The organism is uncultured Campylobacter sp., from assembly GCF_937997595.1.
GTDB lineage: Bacteria > Campylobacterota > Campylobacteria > Campylobacterales > Campylobacteraceae > Campylobacter_B.
In genome coordinates this window covers 1-19,551 of sequence record NZ_CALKTS010000059.1, presented here as the reverse complement: position 1 = coordinate 19,551, position 19,551 = coordinate 1, and the positions used below count along the sequence as shown (strand labels likewise).

At 47.2% G+C, this 19,551-nt stretch carries 16 protein-coding genes and 1 pseudogene; 12 read left to right on the top strand and 5 right to left on the bottom strand.

Annotated elements, in window-relative coordinates; translation table 11 throughout:
• Nucleotides 1–264: 264 nt before the first annotated feature.
• Nucleotides 265–1,809, top strand: coding sequence for a flavocytochrome c (locus tag Q0614_RS01965; RefSeq protein ID WP_298786171.1), 1,545 nt, complete (start codon nucleotides 265–267; stop codon nucleotides 1,807–1,809).
• Between the two features lie 147 nt (nucleotides 1,810–1,956).
• Nucleotides 1,957–2,718 carry an EFR1 family ferrodoxin gene (locus Q0614_RS01960; RefSeq protein WP_298786169.1) on the top strand — a complete coding sequence of 254 codons (762 nt, stop codon included), beginning with the start codon at nucleotides 1,957–1,959 and terminating at the stop codon, nucleotides 2,716–2,718.
• A gap of 862 nt (nucleotides 2,719–3,580) precedes the next feature.
• On the opposite strand, the gene Q0614_RS01955 is transcribed toward Q0614_RS01960, so the two are convergent.
• The 4 genes from Q0614_RS01955 to Q0614_RS01940 form a co-directional block, all read right to left on the bottom strand.
• A complete protein-coding gene (locus Q0614_RS01955) occupies nucleotides 3,581–5,278 on the bottom strand; it encodes a sensor histidine kinase (RefSeq protein ID WP_298786167.1) in 1,698 nt (565 codons plus the stop codon).
• Nucleotides 5,262–5,924, bottom strand: coding sequence for a response regulator transcription factor (locus Q0614_RS01950; RefSeq protein ID WP_298786165.1), 663 nt, complete (start codon nucleotides 5,922–5,924; stop codon nucleotides 5,262–5,264). Before Q0614_RS01950 ends, Q0614_RS01955 begins: the two co-directional genes overlap by 17 nt.
• 131 nt (nucleotides 5,925–6,055) lie before the next feature.
• Entirely contained in the window at nucleotides 6,056–6,694 is a 639-nt protein-coding gene (locus Q0614_RS01945; RefSeq protein ID WP_298786163.1) for a hypothetical protein, read from the bottom strand.
• Nucleotides 6,695–6,707: 13 nt separating this feature from the next.
• Entirely contained in the window at nucleotides 6,708–7,211 is a 504-nt protein-coding gene (locus tag Q0614_RS01940; protein WP_298786160.1) for a PepSY domain-containing protein, read from the bottom strand.
• Between the two features lie 207 nt (nucleotides 7,212–7,418).
• Here Q0614_RS01940 and Q0614_RS01935 point away from each other — a divergent pair, with 207 nt between their 5' ends.
• Entirely contained in the window at nucleotides 7,419–9,035 is a 1,617-nt protein-coding gene (locus tag Q0614_RS01935) for a phosphoethanolamine--lipid A transferase (RefSeq protein ID WP_298786158.1), read from the top strand.
• 204 nt (nucleotides 9,036–9,239) lie between these two features.
• Here Q0614_RS01935 and Q0614_RS01930 read toward each other — a convergent pair whose 3' ends face one another.
• Entirely contained in the window at nucleotides 9,240–10,130 is an 891-nt protein-coding gene (locus Q0614_RS01930) for a LysR family transcriptional regulator (protein ID WP_298786155.1), read from the bottom strand.
• A gap of 156 nt (nucleotides 10,131–10,286) precedes the next feature.
• On the opposite strand from Q0614_RS01930, the gene sdhA reads away from it, so the two are divergent.
• The 9 genes and pseudogenes from sdhA to Q0614_RS01885 all read left to right on the top strand — a co-directional run.
• On the top strand, nucleotides 10,287–12,167 hold the full coding sequence (gene sdhA, locus Q0614_RS01925) for an 8-methylmenaquinol:fumarate reductase flavoprotein subunit (RefSeq protein ID WP_298786153.1): 1,881 nt from the start codon (nucleotides 10,287–10,289) through the stop codon (nucleotides 12,165–12,167).
• Nucleotides 12,164–13,138 carry an 8-methylmenaquinol:fumarate reductase iron-sulfur subunit gene (gene sdhB / locus Q0614_RS01920; RefSeq protein WP_297988303.1) on the top strand — a complete coding sequence of 325 codons (975 nt, stop codon included), beginning with the start codon at nucleotides 12,164–12,166 and terminating at the stop codon, nucleotides 13,136–13,138. The genes sdhA and sdhB overlap by 4 nt, the downstream gene beginning before the upstream one ends.
• 10 nt (nucleotides 13,139–13,148) lie before the next feature.
• Nucleotides 13,149–14,006 carry an 8-methylmenaquinol:fumarate reductase membrane anchor subunit gene (gene sdhE, locus Q0614_RS01915; RefSeq protein WP_298024293.1) on the top strand — a complete coding sequence of 286 codons (858 nt, stop codon included), beginning with the start codon at nucleotides 13,149–13,151 and terminating at the stop codon, nucleotides 14,004–14,006.
• Nucleotides 14,007–14,394: 388 nt separating this feature from the next.
• Nucleotides 14,395–15,540 (top strand): hydrogenase small subunit, encoded by a 1,146-nt coding sequence (locus Q0614_RS01910; protein ID WP_298786150.1) that lies wholly within the window; start codon nucleotides 14,395–14,397, stop codon nucleotides 15,538–15,540.
• Between the two features lie 2 nt (nucleotides 15,541–15,542).
• Entirely contained in the window at nucleotides 15,543–17,264 is a 1,722-nt protein-coding gene (locus Q0614_RS01905) for a nickel-dependent hydrogenase large subunit (RefSeq protein ID WP_298786148.1), read from the top strand.
• Nucleotides 17,265–17,267: 3 nt separating this feature from the next.
• Nucleotides 17,268–17,942 (top strand): Ni/Fe-hydrogenase, b-type cytochrome subunit, encoded by a 675-nt coding sequence (cybH, locus tag Q0614_RS01900; protein ID WP_298786146.1) that lies wholly within the window; start codon nucleotides 17,268–17,270, stop codon nucleotides 17,940–17,942.
• Nucleotides 17,939–18,034, top strand: a pseudogene (locus tag Q0614_RS01895) (hydrogenase expression/formation protein); the annotation flags it as partial. The gene cybH and the pseudogene Q0614_RS01895, both read left to right, overlap by 4 nt.
• A 60-nt stretch (nucleotides 18,035–18,094) precedes the next feature.
• Nucleotides 18,095–18,817: a hydrogenase maturation protease gene (locus tag Q0614_RS01890; protein ID WP_298786181.1), complete on the top strand. Its 723-nt coding sequence runs from the start codon at nucleotides 18,095–18,097 to the stop codon at nucleotides 18,815–18,817.
• A partial coding sequence (locus Q0614_RS01885) for a hypothetical protein (RefSeq protein ID WP_298786144.1) occupies nucleotides 18,801–19,551 on the top strand: 751 nt, incomplete at its 3' end. The genes Q0614_RS01890 and Q0614_RS01885, both read left to right, overlap by 17 nt.

Below are 19,551 nucleotides of genomic sequence, written 5' to 3'. Positions count from 1 at the left end.
CTTTTAAATTTGAATACCGCGCACTTTAAAATTTTATAGCGGCGGCAAAATTTCGCACAGGCGGCGAGCAAATCCGTGCGCCGTAAATTTTAAAATTTACGCCTAGCCTTCGGCTAGCGGAGCGGAATTTATTCGCTTTAAATTTGCGCTTTTAAAATTTTCTTTTCTAAATTTTTAAAATTCTATCACTAAGTCTTTACGTTAAATTTTAAATTTCGCTACGTGGGTGTATAATCTATAAAATTTCAACGCAAGGAGCAAAAAATGCAAGAAATTTCAAGACGAAATTTTATGAAAATCGGCGCGGCGGGAGCTCTGGCTTTAGCTGCAAGCAGTGCGAGTGCAACACAAAACGCTAAAGACGTAAAATTTGACGAAGAATATGACGTTGTTGTTATCGGTAGCGGTTTTGCAGGCTCGATGGCGACACTTCAGGCTCTTAAGCGCGGCAAAAAAGTGCTTATGATCGAAAAGATGGGCCGTGCGGGCGGCAATTCCGTCATTAACGCCGGCAATATGGCGGTGCCTAATAACGAATTCCAAAAAGCCGCGGGTATCACGGATAGTAAGGAGGCTTTCATCGCAGATTGCCTAAAAGACGGGCTAAATTTAAATCACGTAGATTTGCTAGGCGTCATCTACGACCGCGCAGGCGACGCTTTTGAATACCTAAAAAGCATCGGAGTGGAGTTTTCGGGCAAGGTGATATCTGCCAGTGGACACTCGCTAAAGCGCGCCGTACAGGCCAAAAATGCTAGCGGCTCGGGCTACATCCAGCCGATGCATAAGGCAATCGAGGAAAATGCAAATGCTGTAATTAAGAAGCGTACTAAATTTGATGATTTTGTCGTGGACGACAGCGGTCGCGTCGTAGGCGTAAAGTGTCGCGAAGAATATAAGTTCGATCCGCAGCTTGCTAGCGACGATAGGGAAAACAAAAGTGGCGAAGTAAAATTTTTTAAAGCCAAAGATGGCGTCGTTCTGGCTGCGGGTGGATACAGTTCGGATAAATGGTTTCGCGCGCAGCAGGTGCCGTATCTAAAAGACAATATCGAAACCGTAAGCCAACCAGGTGCTACCGCAGGTGCGCTTATCGCGGCGATGAAGCTAGGTGCGAATCCTTTGCAACTCAGCTGGATTCAACTAAATCCTTATACCAATCCTAGCGAGAAGGGATTTGGTACTTCTGCGCTATTTTCAAATCACTGCGCTAACGACTATGGTCTAACTGTCGATCCAAAGACGGGCAAACGCTTTATGAACGAGCACGCCGGGCGCAAGATCAAAACCGAAGCGATCTTTAAATGTATGGCGGAGAGCGAAAATAACGACAACTATCCCGTAAATATCTGCGATCAAGCCGCAGTTGATGCAAATAATCCGGTCTATACATCAAAAGGTGTAGAAGCAGGCTCAATCAAAAAATTTAATACCTTGGAAGAGCTTGCAAAATTTTATAAAATTCCGCTGGAGCCGTTTTTAAAAACCGTCGCGGATTTTAACGGCTATGTCAAAGCAGGAAGTGACCCGGAGTTTGGCAAGCCTTTGACAAAAGCCGATATAGGCGGTATCGACGTATCAAAAGCTCCATTTTATGCGTGCCAAACAAGCCCGAAAATTCTTTACTGCATGGGCGGCGTGCAGATCAATACCAAAGCTCAGGTTATCGACGCAGCTAGCGGCGAGCCGATCGCAGGGCTATATGCAGCGGGCGAAATCACCGGTGGCGTTCACGGCGCAAGTAGGCTCGGTACTATGAGCATGGCTGATTGTATGGTTTTTGGCATGGTGGCGGCAGAAAATATCTGAATTGATTTTGCTTTTTTAGGGCGCGACGGCATATTTAAATTTCGCCGTCACGTCTAAATTTTAAAATTTTATGCAAAAAAGCGTAAAATTCTATTCGTTCGGTAAGGGTTAAATTTCACCGAAATTCGCATAGTCTGGGAGACGGGTATGATAGCGATCTATTTTAGCGCCACGGGCAACACGAAGCATTGCGCAGATAAGCTCATCGCTCATCTTGGCGGCGTCTGCGTCTCGATCGAGAGCGAGGCTTGCGGCGAGCTTTTAAAATGCCACAATGACATTATTTTGGCGTATCCCGTCTATTTTAGCGACCTGCCGCGTATCATGCGCGACTTCCTCTACCGAAACGGCGCGAGCTTTAGCGGCAAAAATGTATTCATCCTCGCTACGATGGAGATTTTCAGCGGCGACGGAGCAGGGTGCGCGGCTAGAGTTTTAAAACAATTCGGCGCAAACATAACGGGCGGCGCTCATATCAAAATGCCCGCGTTCATCCTCGACGTGGCGATTTTCAGCTACTCGCAAGCGAAAAACGAGCGCATAATCAAAGAGGCGGACACTAAAGTCAGACGCGTTGCGGAGGCACTTAGCGCAGGCTGTCCGCCACAAGAAGGGCTAAGCGCGCTCTGTCGTATCGCAGGGTTTTTAGGACAGCGACTTTGGATGAAAATTTGGGATAAAGGCCCCTTTGCCAAGCGTAAGCCGAGCCTTGATCCATCGCGATGCAGCGGATGCGGGGCTTGCGTCAAACCCTGCCCGATGCGTAACATAAAGCTCGCTTACAAAAAGGCGCAATTCGGCGATGAGTGCACGCTTTGCTACAGGTGCGTAAATATATGCGAGCACAAGGCGATTACGATCCTAGGCAGGGCGAAAAATTTAGAAAAGTCCATCGCCGCAGACTTATGAGGACGAGCTCATGCCTCGCAAGTTCGCAATAAAATGCGTAACAACGGGCGAGGAAATTTTACTTTTTAACAGCGCTTCGCACGGCTAAAGCGCGATGTTCTGCGACGAATATGGCGCAAAAAAGTAGCCCCTGCGAGCTCGTGAAATTAACCTACCGCTGTGCAAGATCCGCGTAAAATTTGGCTATAGCACCCACTACGACGACTACTAGAACGACGAGAGTGACATTGTCCTACTGATAAACGACGGGGCTGCCTTGCGTAGCAGGAGGTAAGGCAAACGGCTTTGATTATATCGCCGTAAGCTGCAAGAGAGAGGCGGGCAAAAAGACAAAATTTAGCTTATGTAGGCGGCCTTAAATCTCAAGTCCGTCTTTTTTACTCCGTATTTAAATTTTTACTCGGTCGCTAGATACTCCTAAATTTAAATTCTCTAGAGCCGAATGTGGCGTCTTAGAATTTTAGCAAAGGTTTATTCTGTAATACTGCGCCGTAAAATTTCAGCGAAGGCTTATTTTGCCGCATACCTCAAAATTCTTAAATTACCCGCGCCAGCCCACTTAAGCTATAAAGCGCTTGCCTTATCACTTCGCCCAAGGGCAAAATGCCGCGCCTTGTCTTATTAATTCGCCGCAGAATTTCGCGGTAAAACTAAATTTTAAAATTTGGCCCATTTAAATTTAAAAAGCGCACGACTATCGCAAAAATCATCCGATATTATTAGCGACGCCGGCCTAATTTTAAAATTACACCATCGCCCCTATTACGGCTATAGTCGTTAAATTTTAAGCAACGATAGGCGATAAAATTTTAAGAATTTCGCCGCCCAGCATTTCTTTATGCCACCAAGCCCACAAAACCGCCTAAACCTTCTTAAAATTTACGCTAAATTTGCTTCCGCGTCCTACTTCGCTACGTAGTGAAACCTGCGCATTATGGATCTTTGCGATTTGTGAGGCGATGGCTAGCCCGAGCCCTGCGCCGCTATTTTGCTCGCGATTTCTGGAGCGCTCGATTTGATAGAGCTTGTCCCAAATTTTAGTTTGCAAAGCAGGCTCGATGCCCTCTCCATCGTCGCTTATGCTAAGTTCGCACGCGTCTGCACTGACGCAAAGCTCTAAAACGACGCTGCTGCGCGTAAATTTTAAAGCATTGCTTAAAAGATTGTTAATCAGCCTGATCAAAAGCAGCTCATCGCCGTTTACGCGCACGCCCTCGGCTATCTGCGAGCTAAAGCTTAGCCCTTTTTGTGCGCACAAAAGTTGAAAGTCTTGCGCGCACTCGCTTGCGATTCTGCTTAAGCTTACGGGTGCCAAACACACGCCACGCTGCAAGCGGGCAAGCTCTAAAATTTGCTCTATTAGCGCCGAAATTTTACGCGCTTGATTGTTGATGACCGCGAAACTCTCCTTTGCCTCGCTCGCGTCTTGCTCGTAGGCTAGGGCGTAGTCGCTTTGAGCCAGTATGACAGCAGCGGGCGTACGCAGCTCATGCGAAAGGTCGGCGCTTAGCTGCCGCTCGCGCTCAAACGCACTTTGCAGTGATGCTAGCATTTCATTAAACGTAGCTGCGAGCGCGCTTAGCTCATCTTTGCCTCGCGGTAGTTCTATTCGCCGCGTAAAATCGCCGCTAGCTCCGATCTCGCTAGCTGTACGCGACATAACGCGCACGGGCTTAAACGCTCTTTTTATGATCGCGTAGCCGCCGTAGATGATGAGCGCCACAAATAGCGGCGATAGGATAAGAGCGATTAGCATCACGCGCTTCATCGCAAGCTCAAACTCGCTAACTGCGATGACGCCGCGTATCCATACGCTGCGCCCCTTGATCTGCGCGTCGTAATAGAAAAACTCGTCGTCATCAAGCTCCACCTCGCGCGCGCCTTGAGGCGAGAGCGGCAACGCAGGCTCGAAGCCTTTAGGCACAAACCCTGCGATCACGCCGCCTTGTCCGTCATGTTCGTAGAAAAATACACCGTCATCAAAGCTTTTTAGCTTGTCATCGCGCGCGGCTTTTTGCACTAGGTGGGCAAGCTTTTTTTGGCTGACGGAGCTTCCTGATACTTCGTCTAAAATATAGCCGCAAATGCCGATAATAGCGCCTGCAAGCGCCAAAATAAATACGCTGTAATAAAGCGTCACGCGTAGGCTGATAGGTAGCGCGCGCGAGATAAAATTCTCTTTAGCAGTTGAGAATGCAAGGACTAAGGCTTGAGTAAAATTTCTTATCGAGATTTTAGACGCGAAATTTTGTTCTTGACTTTGCGCGAGAACGCTATTAGAATTTTGCGCTAGATCAGGCGTTGCGCTTGTAGCAGCAAAATTCGGCGCGGAATTTGATGCCGGATTTTGCGTGGAATTCCGTTTAAAATTTGACGCCCGGTTTAACTCGATATTTTGCGTGGGATTTTTCTTGCAGCTTTTCTTTAAACACGCAAAATTATGCGTAAAATTCTGTTTAAAATTTCGCACGAATTTTAATATGAAAAGCGCCGTAGCGGCAAAAATCTGCTTCGCAATCGCCGAAATTTTAATCCAAATCTTGCTATTTTGCCACGACATAGCCAAGCCCTCGCTTCGTTTCTATTATATCGCCATGCTCGCCTAGCTTTTTGCGGATATTTTTGATTAAAACATCGATAACATTTGAGCTTGCTTCGCCGCTAAAATCCCAAATGCTCTCGCCGATTTGTTCGCGGCTTAAAATCGCACCGCGATTTAGCATCAAAAGCTCTAAAATTCTATATTCCTTACCCGTTAGCTCCACTACCTCGCCCGCGCAGACGACCGATTTTTTGCTTAGATTTAGGCGCACTTGCCCTATGATAATTTCGTTATCCGCAGTAGCGTTTTTACGCCTGATAATTGCGCGAAGTCGCGCCAAAAGCTCACGAAAATCAAAGGGCTTAACCATATAATCGTCTGCGCCCAGATCAAGCCCTGCGACGATATCTTCTTTGGCGTCCCGCGCAGTTAAAAATAAAACCGGCGTTCCCAGTCCGCGCGCCCGCGCCGCCTTCAAAAACTCAAAGCCGTCCATCACGGGCATCATCGCATCAAGCACGATAGCGTCATATTTCGCGACATCCAAAAACTCTAGCGCTTCCTTGCCGCAAAAGGCGCAATCTACGCTGTAGCCGTCCTTTTTCAGACATTTTGCGATGATTTGATTTAGATCTTTTTCATCCTCGACAAGTAAAATTCTCAAAGTGCTCCTTTAAAATTTTGCTAATTCTAATCCGCCATTTTAGCCAAAAACGTATAAATTTTGCGGCGCCTTGGATGTGTAAACCTGCTCGCTTTATGCACCACTAAATTTCAGTAGCGTTGGGAGCTGCGCTAATTCGCAGATGCCTTTTGTCTAGCTCTAATCTCGCTTGCCTTTTTATCCGCTACGCTTCCTAACCGCCCTAAAAAATTTAGCGCGCCTGCTGCGATATTTAGCGCAAAAAGCCCAAATCCTACGCAGCCAAGTTTAAAATTTTGCTTAACGATTTCGCGTTTGCAGCGGCTGCAAAGCACTGGCTTGCAAGAATTACAAACCTCCGCGCAGCTTGCTGTGCTGGCAGAATCTCGCGCGCTTGCGAAATTACTTGTATCAGAAAAATTTTGTGTATCGGCGAAATTTTGCTCGCTAGTGAAATTTCGTACACTTGATAAGTCTTGCGTCTGCAAAGAATTCCGCTCGTCCTTATAATCTTTCGCATCCGCAGAAATTTTTTGATTTTCGCAACATTCCACGCTGGAAAAATCTTTATAATTTTGCTCGCAGGGCGCGAGATTCCGCTCGCTTGTTTCGCTCGCTAAATTTGCCGAAAAATCCTGCGCATTTTCATCTAAATTTTTAGCTGCGTCTGCATTTTGGGTACCATAAGTTATAGCATCAGCGTTTTTGTTTATGCTAAAATCCCTAGCGTCCAAAGCCTCGCTAGTTTGAGCGGAGCTATCTGTTCCACCCTTTAAACTTTGATTTTTCATCTCACGCCTTTGCTTATTTTTGACGCTGCGAGATCTGCTCGCCCGTAGCAGCGTCGATTAGCACCTCTTTTTTGCTCATGCCTTGGCGCAGTTTCACTTCGTATGCAGGCTTACCGCCGTTACTTTTTAAATCAACCTCGCGAAAATCCCAGCCGGCGTTTGCGCTAAGTGCTTTGGCGCGAGCGTCTGCGGCACTGATTTTGACCTGCGAATAATCAATTTTACTAGGCTTTAGCTTCTTTTGCGTTTGAGTCTTTAAAATTTCGCCGCTTTGAGCGTCGATTTTGATCTCGTTTTCGCCACCTTCTTTATGCGACTCGATCTCATAGACGAGCCTTCCGTGCTCATCGTCGATTTCTACGCTTTTTATAGTCGCGTCACCAAAGTTTTGCTGTGCGATCCCTATCGCTTGATCGAATGAAACTTTAGCATCTTTTTCGCTAAAGTTTCCTGCGTTTAATGCGCCTACAAGGGCGAATGTAGCGGCGAGCGCGCCTAAAGCTTTAAGATTTTTCATCTTTAATCCTTTTGATTTTATTTCCAAATTTTATTTTGGATGGCGCAATTTTAAAATTCCAAGATGAAGCTAAGATGAATACGCGCGGAATTTTAAAATTTCACAAAAATTTTGCTGCGATTTGTGAGATACGAAGCACGGAATTTCCGAGTATTTACCAAAACGCCGTAAAATTTCAACTTGAAATTTTATCTCAAGGAACGCTTCGTGCCTAGCTTTTTTAAAAATCCGTCGCAGCAGAAGCTTATTTTTCTAAGCTCGCTTGCTTTTGTGGCATTTTTTAACTTCTCGTTTTTCAAAAATATCATAAATGCATACGGAATTTCGGGGCTAAATTTTATCTATCTTGTCTGCGACATGGCGGCTTTGATCGCTTTTTTGACGCTATTTTTTACGATTTTTAGCTCGCGTTATACAACCAAGCCGATTTTGATGATCTGCTTTTTTATCTCGTCGTTTACAGCGTATTTTATGGATAGCTATAACGTCGTAATCGATTCGGAGATGATCCGTAACGCAGCCCAAACGAACTTTGCCGAATCAGCGGATCTTTTCAGTCTGCGACTGGCGATTTACGTGCTGGTACTGGGCGTCTTACCCTGCGTGCTGATTGCTCGCTCGCGTGTTAGCTACCGTCCGCTTAAATTTGAAATTTTAGCTAAGCTCAAAGTAGCGGGCATTTGCATAATAATCATCGCGGCGCTGCTTTTTGGATTTAGCAAATACTATGCGTCGTTTTTGAGAGAGCATAAAATTTTACGCAGCTACGCAAATCCCGGATATTGGATCTACAGCGGCGTTAAATTTGCCGCAAAATCTAAAAAGCAGGGCTCACAGCCTCTGATGCAAATCGCTACGGACGCGCATATCGATGAAAATTCTACAAGCTCAAAAAAGCTCGTCGTCGTAGTCGTGGGCGAAGCGGCAAGAGCGGATAGATTTTCGCTAAACGGCTACGAGCGAGATACTAATCCGCTACTAGCCAAAGAGCAGGGTGTCGTAAGCCTAAGCAATACCCATTCTTGCGGCACTTCGACGGCGCAAAGCGTGCCGTGCATGTTTTCGCTGCTAAATCGCGATGAATTTAGCGTCGAAAAGGCTGCGGAGGAGCAAAACGTATTAGACATACTAAACCGCGCTGATGATATGGCAATTTTGTGGCGCGATAATAATTCCGATTCCAAAGGTGTGGCGCTGCGCGTAAAATATCAGGATTTTAAAATTCCGCAAAATAATCCGATCTGCGACGTGGAGTGTAGGGATGAGGGGATGCTTGCGGGGCTTGATAAATTTGTCGCTGAAAACGCGGGCAAAGACGTGTTAATTGTGCTGCATCAGATGGGCAATCACGGGCCTGCGTATTTTAAGCGCTATAAGAAAGAATTTGAAAAATTTAGCCCCGTTTGCCGCGATAACGAGCTTGAGAACTGCTCGCAGCAAGAAATTTCAAATGCCTACGATAACGCGATTTTATACACGGATTATTTTTTAAGCAAGGTTATAGATTTTTTAAAACCATACTCTAAAACGCGTGAAACCGCGATGATATATATGAGCGATCACGGCGAGAGCCTCGGCGAGAACGGGGTGTACTTGCACGGAATGCCCTATCTTTTCGCTCCCGAGGCGCAAAAGCATATCGGTGCTATTGTTTGGCTAGGCGAGGGAAAAATGCGCGAAAGATATGATCTAAGCGCGCTTAAATCGCATAAGGATGATGCTTTTTCGCACGATAATCTTTTTCACACGTTGCTTGGAATTTTTGAAGTAGATACTAAGGTGTATAACAAGGATTTGGATATTTTAAGCGGAGTGAAAAATTAGAATTTCGCACTAAATTTCGTCGTAAATTGTGAGTGAAATTTTAGCAATAAAAAATTCTATTGGCAAAATTCTAATTTAAGCTTAGTTTGAAATTTTATCTAAACTTGAGCAAAATCTGCTCTAAAAATTTTTATGCAAAAGCTAATGCAGAGGCAAAGTGCTACAAAATCTCAATCTCTCATTTATCGTTGCGAGATATGAATTTTAAATTTCATTAGAAATTTTACGTGCAGTTTTGATAAATGCCTGCGCTAGATGGTTTAGACGTTTGCCTTTTTTGTAGGCGATTATCAGCGTATTATCGAGCTCGCGCGCGCCTACATCAAAGAGCTTTATCCTACTTGCCTTATCTTCTTTTATCATCTGCGGTATGCTAAAGCACGCTCCTGCGCCGCTTGCGACGATAGCATTGGCGATATCAAAGGTCTCCGTACGACACAGCACTTTCGGTACAAAGCCTGCGGCGGCAAAAAACGCATCCATCTGCTCGGCGCTTCTTAGGCTTTGATTAGGCAGGATGAATCTTTCCTCTTTTAAGCGCGAAATGTCAATTTTAGGAACAGATTCGTTTTTAAACTCAAGCGAGAGCGGATGGGTGGAGCTTAGAGCGACATAGGTTTTTTGCGTTAGAATTTTAACCCCGTCAAGCCCGCTCATATCGATAGGAAGTATCAGCATACCGACATCAAGATCGCCCTGAAGTAGCGTTTCACGAATGCTAAGCGCAGAAGAAAATTGCGTGATTTGTAGATCCGAATCCTTAAATTTCTTGTAAAACATCGGCAGTAGCGACGGCAGTAGATTATAGCCGTTTTGCGAAAAACCGATGCGAATTTTATCATTTTTTACGCCGCTTATTTCAGAGATATCGCTTTTTAGGTCGTTTATGGCGTCAAAAATGACTTTTGCTTTACTAGCATAAATTTTTCCCGCGTGCGTAAGCGAAATGGGATTACTCGTGCGGTTAAAAAGCTGCGTTCCAAGCTCACGTTCCAGTGATAAAATGCTCTGTGATAGCGACGGCTGCGGGATTTTAAGTGCCTCGGCAGCCTTAGTAAAGCTGCGGAATTCTGCTACTTTTAATACTAGCTCCATGCGATGCAAATTCATTTAGCCTCTCCAATTGATAACTCAATTCTTATGAAATGATACACTAAATAATATTTGACTTATGTTAAAAATGAAACTAAAATTACGCTTTTAGTTTAGAACTTTAAACTTAAACTAAGAATTTCCCAAATGGAGAGGAAAATGAGTGAATCAAATTTCAACAGACGCGATTTCTTAAAATCGGCCTGTATTAGCGTCGGCGCGCTTAGCCTTAGTGGCTGCGTAGATACCGACAAAAGTAAAAGCGGAGGCGGTGGCAACGAAGGCGGCCTTCCTAGTGTGGACGTACTCGTTATCGGCTCGGGAGGCGCGGGTTTGCGTGCAGCCGTGGCGGTAAGAAAGAGTAATCCAAATCTCAGTGTCGTAGTAGCTACGAAGATGATGCCTTCGCGTAACGCCACCTGTATGGCGGAAGGCGGTATCAACGGCGTTACGAGCTTCGCAAACGGCGATTCGTATAAACTCCACGCCTACGACACCGTAAAGGGCGGCGCATATCTCGTAGATCAGGACGCCGCGATTAAATTTTGCGAGCTTGCGGGCCCTACGATTGCCGAGATGGATTACATCGGCACGCTATTTTCCAGAAACGCTAGCGGCGGCGTGGACGGTAAAGAAAGCGGCGTCCCGGGCGGCGTAGCACAGCGCTTTATGGGCGGCGCGTCTAAAAAACGATGCAACTACTCCGCCGATAAGACGGGCCATATCTTGATGCACGCCTGTTTTGACGATGCGGTCAGCAACGGCGTGAAATTTCTAATCGATCACGAGTTGCTTGAGATCAGCGCACCTGACGGCAGATGCGAGGGCGTCGTGCTTCGAAATATCCAAACCGGCGATTTTTATCCGGTGCTTTGCAAAGCCTTGGTAATCGCAACGGGCGGATATACGAGGATGTTTTACAACCGCACCTCGGTGCCTTATATCGCTACCGGCGACGGTATCGCGGCGGCACTGCGCGCGGGTCTTGGATTTAGCGATCCGGAGATGGTGCAGTTTCATCCGACCGGTATCAAAAGCGGCGGCGCGCTCATTACCGAAGCTGCGCGCGGCGAGGGCGGATATCTGCTCAATAACAAAGGCGAGCGCTTTATGAAAAATTACCACGAAAAGATGGAGCTTGCGCCGCGCGATGTCGTAGCTCGCGCGATCGAAACCGAGATCCGCGAGGGTAGGGGCTACGGCGAGGGGCTAGGTGCATACGTGCTGCTTGACGTAAGACATCTCGGAAAAGATAAAATTTTAAAAGCCCTTCCTAAGATCAGACACACCGCCATTTTGTTTGAGGGTATCGATCTAATCGAACAGCCGATTCCGATTCGTCCGACCGCACACTACTCGATGGGCGGCATCGAAGTGTCTAAATTTGACGATATGAGTACTAAAATTTCGGGGCTTTACACCGCGGGCGAAGCGTCTTGTATTTCGATCCACGGAGCAAACCGCTTGGGTGGAAATTCTTTAACCGATGCAGTCGTAACGGGCAAACTCGCAGGGCTCAGCGCAGCGGATTATGCCGCGAAGCAGGAGAGTTTCGGTGACGGCAAAAGAGCGAGCGAACTCGCGCAAAAATGGCAGGCTAAATTTAAGCAGATCGCAAACGGCTCGGGCAAGGCAAACGAGATGTATGAGTTACGCGAAGAGCTAGGCGCGCAGCTTTGGGACAATATGGGTATCTTTAGAACAGGCGAGAAGCTAGATCTGCTTTCGCAAAATTTAGAGGGCATTAAAGCGCGCTACGACGAGCTGCATGTTGCGGATGCAAATCCGGTTATGAATACCGCATTTACCGACTACGTCGAGCTTGGAAATTTGATCCTGCTTGCGCGCTGTGCGTGTTTGGCTGCGCAAAAGAGGCTGGAAAGCCGCGGCGCGCATACCAGAGAGGACTATCCGAAGCGCGACGATAAAAATTTCTTAAAGCACAGTATCGTGACGATGAACGACGCAGGCGAGCTAAGCTTGGGCTACAAAGAGGTCGTCGTTACGGAATTCTCTCTTGACGGAAGGAAACCTCAATGAAATTTATCATAGACCGCTTCGACGGAAGCAAAAATTATAAGCAAGCCTATGAGCTTAGTTTGGAGCAGATCAAAGGAAAGACCCTGCTTGGAGTTTTGCAATTTATTAAGCAAAATTTAGACATCACTTTAAATTTTACTGCAGCGTGTCGTATGGCGATATGCGGAGCCTGTGCCGTAAGAGTAAACGGACACTCATATCTTGCCTGCGACACCAAGATGGAGGCTCTGCTTGCGGAGTATGAAAACCCCGATAGCTTTACGATCTCTCCGCTAAATAATTTTCGAGTGATCTCGGATCTAGTAGTGGATTGGGAACCTAGTATCGAAAATTTAAGAAAGATTAAGCCTACTATTACTCCTAAGAAAGAATTTAGCGCAGAGAAGGGCTGTAAGCAAAGCCCGGAGCAGATGGAGCGCGTCAAAAAGCAGTGGGATTGCATACTTTGCGGCTGCTGCGCTAGCGAATGCAATAAGCTTGGAGCCGATGCGAGCGATTATATGCAGCCCTTTGTTTTCACGCATGCTAACCGCGCCGCATTTGATTCAAGAAGCAGGGACGCTATGCCTCATCTAAAGCCTGCGGTTCTAAACGGATTATGGCTATGCGTACACTGCCAAGAGTGCGCCGATCGCTGCCCTAAAGGCATAAGCGCTCAAAGCGATATCACCGCACTTCGCGCCCTAGCTATGAAAAAAGGACTTACCGCAGGAAGTGGTCCGGGACATGCGGAAGCATTCCTGCTAGACATCGTAGAGGGAAGCGGAAGATTAAATGAGATCAAGCTTGCTCTAAGAAGCGAAGGGGTATTTGCAAATATGGGCAAGATGGACGTAGCGGCAAATTTAATGGCTGCGGGCAAGATGAATCCTTTGCACGTATTCGGAGGCGAGGAGATTGAAGGACATGCAGGACTCGTTAAGATGATAGAGGCCGCACGCAAAGCTCAAGCTAGTGGCGAGATAGAATAAGGAGGAGAGGATGAATAACGAATTTGCATTTTTCCCGGGTTGCGTTTTAAGTCAAGCCGCAAAGGAATCTAAAATTTCACTTGAAGCGATCGCTCCAGTGCTGGGTATTAAACTTCATGAGATAAAAGGCTGGAGCTGCTGCGGAGCTAGTCAAGCTCAATGCGTCGATCCTATGGCAAGCTTAGTAGCCAATGCCAGAAACATCGCGCTAGCCGAGGGTATGAATATGCCTCTGCTAACTACCTGCTCCACCTGTATGCTAACTCTAAGCAAGGCAAAGCTTGCGTTGGATAAGGGAGCCAAAAGCTATATCAATACCTTTTTAAAAGAGGGCGGTATGCAGTATCAGGGAAGTACCGAGATAACGAGCTTGCTTTGGGTGCTATATCAAAGCTTAGACACTCTAAAAGCCAAGGTCACGAGACCGCTAACAAACTTAAAAGTAGCTCTATTTTACGGCTGCCATTCATTAAGACCGGAGCGCGAGCTTAAAAAGGAAAGTTCGACCAATCCGAAAAGCTTTGAAGCGGTAGTTAGCGCACTTGGCGCTCAGATCGTGCCTTTTGAAAAACGCCTTGATTGCTGCGGCTTTCACGCTAGCTATCCTGCGGTAAAATCGGTTCAAAAGATGTCAAGCGAGATCGTAAATGACGCTGCCGAGCACGGTGCCGACGTCGTAGTTACCCCTTGTCCGCTATGCCAGATGCAGCTAGATATCTATCAGGAGCGATACCAAGAAGCGATGAACTCCAAAGCAAGAAAGCCGATCATCCACTTATCTCAGCTGGTAGGCCTTGCTCTTGGGCTAAGCAACGAGCAGCTTGGGCTAAACATCAATATCCAAGATGCAACGAGATTGGTAAGCTGATCTTTGAGAAATTTCTAAAGATTTAACGGATGATTTTGCAAAAATACTTCGCTGCGGCGCACGAGTAGCGCGTCTCGCGAGTATTTAACGAAATCATCCAACCTACGCCTGCTTTATCCTAAAATACTTTTCGATACTATAAAATTCTTGATAAAATTTCACTGCTTCGTAAATTTTAATGCTTCATAAAATTTAATGCTTTCTCCGCCGTAATTTAATACTTCATACGCCACGCTAAATTTTATCTGCCTTTTATTTTTAAATTTAAAACCTGCTAGACGATGAATAAATATAAAATTTTAATTAAATCTAACGAAATTTAAGGTGCATAAATTCTAAATTTTGATAGAATGCCATTTAAAAATATCCTAAATTTCAGGAGGACATTATGGTTGATTTGGCTCAAATTTCGACTAGACTTGATGCCGTTGAGCGTTTGCCGCGAATAAAAGCGGAGGAAAGCATACAAGAAAGGCTTAAAAGCAAGGGTTTTTCGCGCCGCGATTTTATGAAATGGAGCGGAGCGATGACCGCGATGCTAGGACTTCCGGCCGCATTTGCGCCGAGCGTGGCTCGAGCTGCGGAGCTTGCTGATCGCTTGCCGGTGATCTGGCTTCATATGGCAGAGTGCACGGGCTGTAGCGAGAGCTTGCTACGCACCGATACGCCTACGATCGACAGCCTCATATTCGATTACATCAGCCTAGAATACCACGAGACGATAATGGCTGCCGCAGGCTGGCAAGCCGAGGAAAATTTAGAGGGCGCGATCGAAAAATACAAGGGGCGCTATATCTTAATGGTCGAGGGCGGAATCCCAAGCGGCGAGAATGAATTTTTCCTAACCGTGGGCCCTGAGGGCAAGAGCGGAGCTCAGCACTGCAAGCAGGCTGCCGAAGGCGCTGCGGCGATATTTGCTATCGGCACCTGTTCGAGCTTCGGCGGTATCCAAGCCGCGGCTCCGAATCCGACCGGCGCAGTAGGTTTGGACAAAATCATAAGCAAACCCGTCGTCAACATCCCGGGTTGTCCACCTAACGAAAAAAATATCGTAGGTAACGTGCTAAATTTCATCCTTTTCGGCACGCTTCCAAGCCTTGACGTTTATAACCGACCGAAATGGGCTTACGGGCTGCGCATCCACGATCTGTGCGAGCGCCGCGGACATTTCGACGCGGGCGAGTTTGTAGAAAGCTTCGGCGATGCGGGCGCAAAGGACGGATATTGCCTTTATAAAGTAGGCTGCAAGGGCCCTTATACGTTTAATAACTGCTCGCGCGAGCGTTTCAACTCCCACACTAGCTGGCCGGTACAGGCCGGTCACGGCTGTATAGGTTGTTCGGAGCCTGATTTTTGGGATCATATGGGACCTTTTGAGGAGCCTTTGGCGGATCGCCTTTACGAAAGCGTTTTCGGCGGGCTCGGCGCTGATGCTACCGCAGATAAGATAGGTGTCGGGATTTTAGCGATCACGGGTGTTGCGGTAGCGGCACACGCAGCGATTGCGTCATTTAAGAAAGATAAAGGGGAATAATCATGTCGCAAAGAATCGTAATAGATCCGATAACCAGAATAGAGGGGCATTTAAGAATAGAGGTCGTAGTGGATGATGAAAACGTCGTCCGCGAGGCTTATAGTAGCTCGACGCTATGGCGCGGGCTCGAGACTATAGTAAAAAACAGAGATCCGCGCGACGCGGGATTTTTTATGCAAAGAATTTGCGGCGTCTGCACCTTCTCGCACTACAAAGCGGGCATCGTCGCGGTAGAAAACGCCCTCGGCATCACTCCGCCGCTAAATGCCTTGCTAACGCGCACGCTGATGGCTAATGCGCTGTTTTTACACGATCATCCGGTGCATTTTTATCAACTCCACGGACTTGATTTCGTAGATGTAGTAAGCGCTCTTAGCGCCGATCCTAAAAAGGCGAGTGAGGAGGCGTTTAAATACTGCGATACCCCTTATGCGTGCGGTGCGGATAAGCTAAAAGAGGTACAAGATCGCGTGGGCGCCTTCGTGAAAAAAGGCGCGCTCGGGCCGTTTGCAAACGCCTACTTCGGCCACCCAACATATAAGCTTAGCCCGGAGCAAAATTTAATCGCTCTTTCGCACTATCTTGAGTGTTTGCGCATTCAGCGCACGGCGGCTCAGATGATGGCGATATTCGGTGCGAAGCAGCCCCATCCGCAAAGCCTCACCGTAGGCGGCGTAACCTGCGTAATGGATATCCTAAGTCCTGCGAGACTGGGCGAATATATGTCTAAATTTAAAGAGGTCGCGGACTTCGTAAATCGCGCCTACTATCCTGATCTCGTAATGGCTGCGAAGGCTTACGGCAACGAGCCTAGCGTGCTAAACGATATCGGCGTGGCAAATTTATGGACTCATCAAGAATTTCAGCTTTCAAAGAACGAATGGCTATTTCAAAGCGGCATGATCCTTGACGGCGATATTAGCAAGGTTTTGGAGCTTGATGAGAACAAGATCACCGAGGAGGCAACGCATGCGTGGTACAAAAACGATGCGGCGCTTCATCCTTACGACGGCGAGCAGGAGCCGAATTATACGGGCCTTAAGGACGGACAGAGTATCGACGCACACGGCAAAGAAGCGCATACGAAGGTGCTCGATACCCAAGGCAAATACACCTGGATCAAGGCTCCGCGCTACGACGGCAAGCCGCTTCAGGTAGGACCTCTTGCAAATATCGTGGTCAATTACGCCAAGAAAAACGAGCGCGTCGTAAAGGTCGTGGATCAATTCCTAAAAGACGCCGGCTTGCCGCTTGAGGCGGTATTTTCGACGCTTGGACGAACGGCGTGCCGTATGATCGAGGCTAAAGTCGTTGCCGACAACGGACTGATCGCGCTAGAAAATTTGATCGCAAACATCAAAAGCGGCGATACCGAGACCTGCGCAAAATATGTAATCGATAATTCCAAAGAGTACAAAGGTCGCTATATCGGTCACGTGCCGCGCGGCGCACTTAGCCACTGGTGCAGGATCGAAAAGGGCGTCATCAAAAACTGGCAGGCGGTCGTACCTTCTACTTGGAACGCCACTCCGAAGGATAAAGACGGCGCTATGGGCGCTTACGAATCCTGCTTGATCGGGCTTAAACTTGCCGATCTTTCCAAGCCGCTAGAGATTATCCGCCGCATCCACTCATTCGATCCTTGCATCGCTTGCGCCGTGCACGTAATGGACGCTAAAGGGGCGGAGCTTGGCTGCTATAGGGTAGATCCCAGCAAAGGATAAACGATGAAAAAAAGATTTGCGGAATACGAATTCTCAATCGGTCTTAGGCTCACGCACTGGCTGCGTGCGCTTTGCATTACGATTTTGGTGATCACTGGATATTACATCGCCTTTGTTTTCACCGCGCCCGAGGTAAGTCCCGAGCCGGTGCTTTTCATGCAGGCTAAATTTAGATTCGTGCATCTGATCTTCGGCTTTGCGATGATCGGTGCGGCGATCTTTAAAACTTATCTTTTCTTCTTCGATAAAAAGAGTAGAAAAGAGCTTTTGAGCATCAAGGATTTTTTTAGCCCGCGCGTCTGGATCGCTCAGATCAAATACTATATCTTTTTGGGCGAGCACCCGCATCTTCGCGGCGTTTATAACCCGCTACAGTTCATCTCCTATCTGGGCTTTTATCTAGTGCTGTTCGTAATCTGCCTAACGGGTATGATATTATATGTGCATGTCTATCACGAGGGGCTCGGCGGCGTGCTATACGGGCTCTTGCGCCCGCTGGAAGCTGCGATGGGCGGTCTAAGCGAAGTGCGAATGATACATCATCTTTGCATGAATATCATCATAATCTTCGTGCCGATCCACGTCTATATGGCGGTCTTTAACGCCGTCAAGGGCAGGGACGGCGCGATGGATGCGATCGTAAGCGGCTATAAATTTAAAAAGGAAGAGCACGCTTGAGGGTGCTGGTACTGGGTATCGGCAACGTCATCTACGCGGACGAGGGCATAGGCGTGCACTTCGTCCGCGCGCTCGCGCAGAACTATAAATTTTATCCTAAAGCCGCCGCACGAAATTCTATAGCGGGCGAGAATTTTGCGGCGCAGAATTTTATGCAAAATTCTGTCCAAGTATCTGCGATACAAAATTCTACCTCGCAAAATTCCATAGAGCGCGACCCCTTGCAAAATTTTGCGGATGAAAATTTTATCTCCGAGCAAAATTTCGCAGCAGTAAATTTAGACCGAAATTCTACTTCAGAACATTCCGCAAAGCAGGATTCCGCTTCAAATTTTACTTTGCAAAATTTAGCAATAAATTCCGCAGCGCAAAGCTCTATCGATTCGGACTTCATCGCCGTAAATTCAGCCGCGCCGAGCAGTAGCGCGGATCAGATCCGATTTATCGACGGCGGGACTTTGGCTAGCTTTTTGATGCCTACGATGGCGGAATTTGATGAAATTTTGCTCGTAGATTGCATAGACGCGGACGGCGCAAAGGGCGGCGAGGTGTATTTTTTCGACTACGACGCGATGCCTAAACAGATCAGCTGGAGCGGTTCGGCACACGAGGTCGAAATGCTTCAAACCCTGCAGATGATGGATCTTTGCGGCGATCTGCCTCACGTTAAAATTCTGGCGGTCGTGCCGCGGCGCATCAAGGAGGCGAGCTTTAAGCTAAGCTCCGTGATATTAGAGTCCTCAAAAATCATGGAAAAAACGGCGCTTAAGTACCTATCGGATCTTGGTTTCGCGCATGAAAAAATCGCCGATCTTAGCGCCCAAGACATCGCGGATCGATTTGCAAAAAGGGGGCGAGATGATAGTAGCATATGAGTTTAACTACCTTAATGAAAACGCGCTGATAGCGCACTTCTTGCTGTTTTATGCTCGCAAAAGCACACTTGAGTTTTGCCTAAAAAAAGAGGCGAGCTTAATAAGCCTTTTCGTGCGCGGCGGCGAGGATGAAATTTTAAAATTTAGCGACGAGGCGATGCCTCTGATTCCAAACTCCATATTTTTGGCAAAATCCTCCGTGCGCGTGGTGGACGAGGGCGGCGCCGAAGCGAAAACGCTGAAATTTAACGGCACGTTTGAAGATACCTCCTCGGGCGATATAAGTAAATTGTTAGAGGATGAAATTTCAAATGTCCATAGCGCGGCTAAATTTAATAATTTTACCCCGCGAGTGATGAAGGAATACCTCGCTCACGCCGAGCCCTCTCAAAACGAATTCGAAATAATAAGCGGCGCCAGCGTACTTCATGACGGCAAATTTGAAGCGGTAAACAGGGAGAATTTTGCTCGCTTACTGGAGTTTTGCCGCATAAACTTATTTCATGCTCAGCAGGTGCAGATTAAGCGCGGCGGCGCAACTTTCACGCTCAAAGCGGACGTGGATTTTAGCGCCGATTTTTTGATAGCCGCGGGAGTGGGCGCGCTGGATGGGATTTTTGCGAGCGACAAAAAGAGTAAAATCGCGCTCGCAGCTTTCGAAAAGCCGCTCATAAGCCTAAAAACCAATGCGATCTTTAGAAAAAACCACGAGGGCGCGCCTAAATTTTTTGACG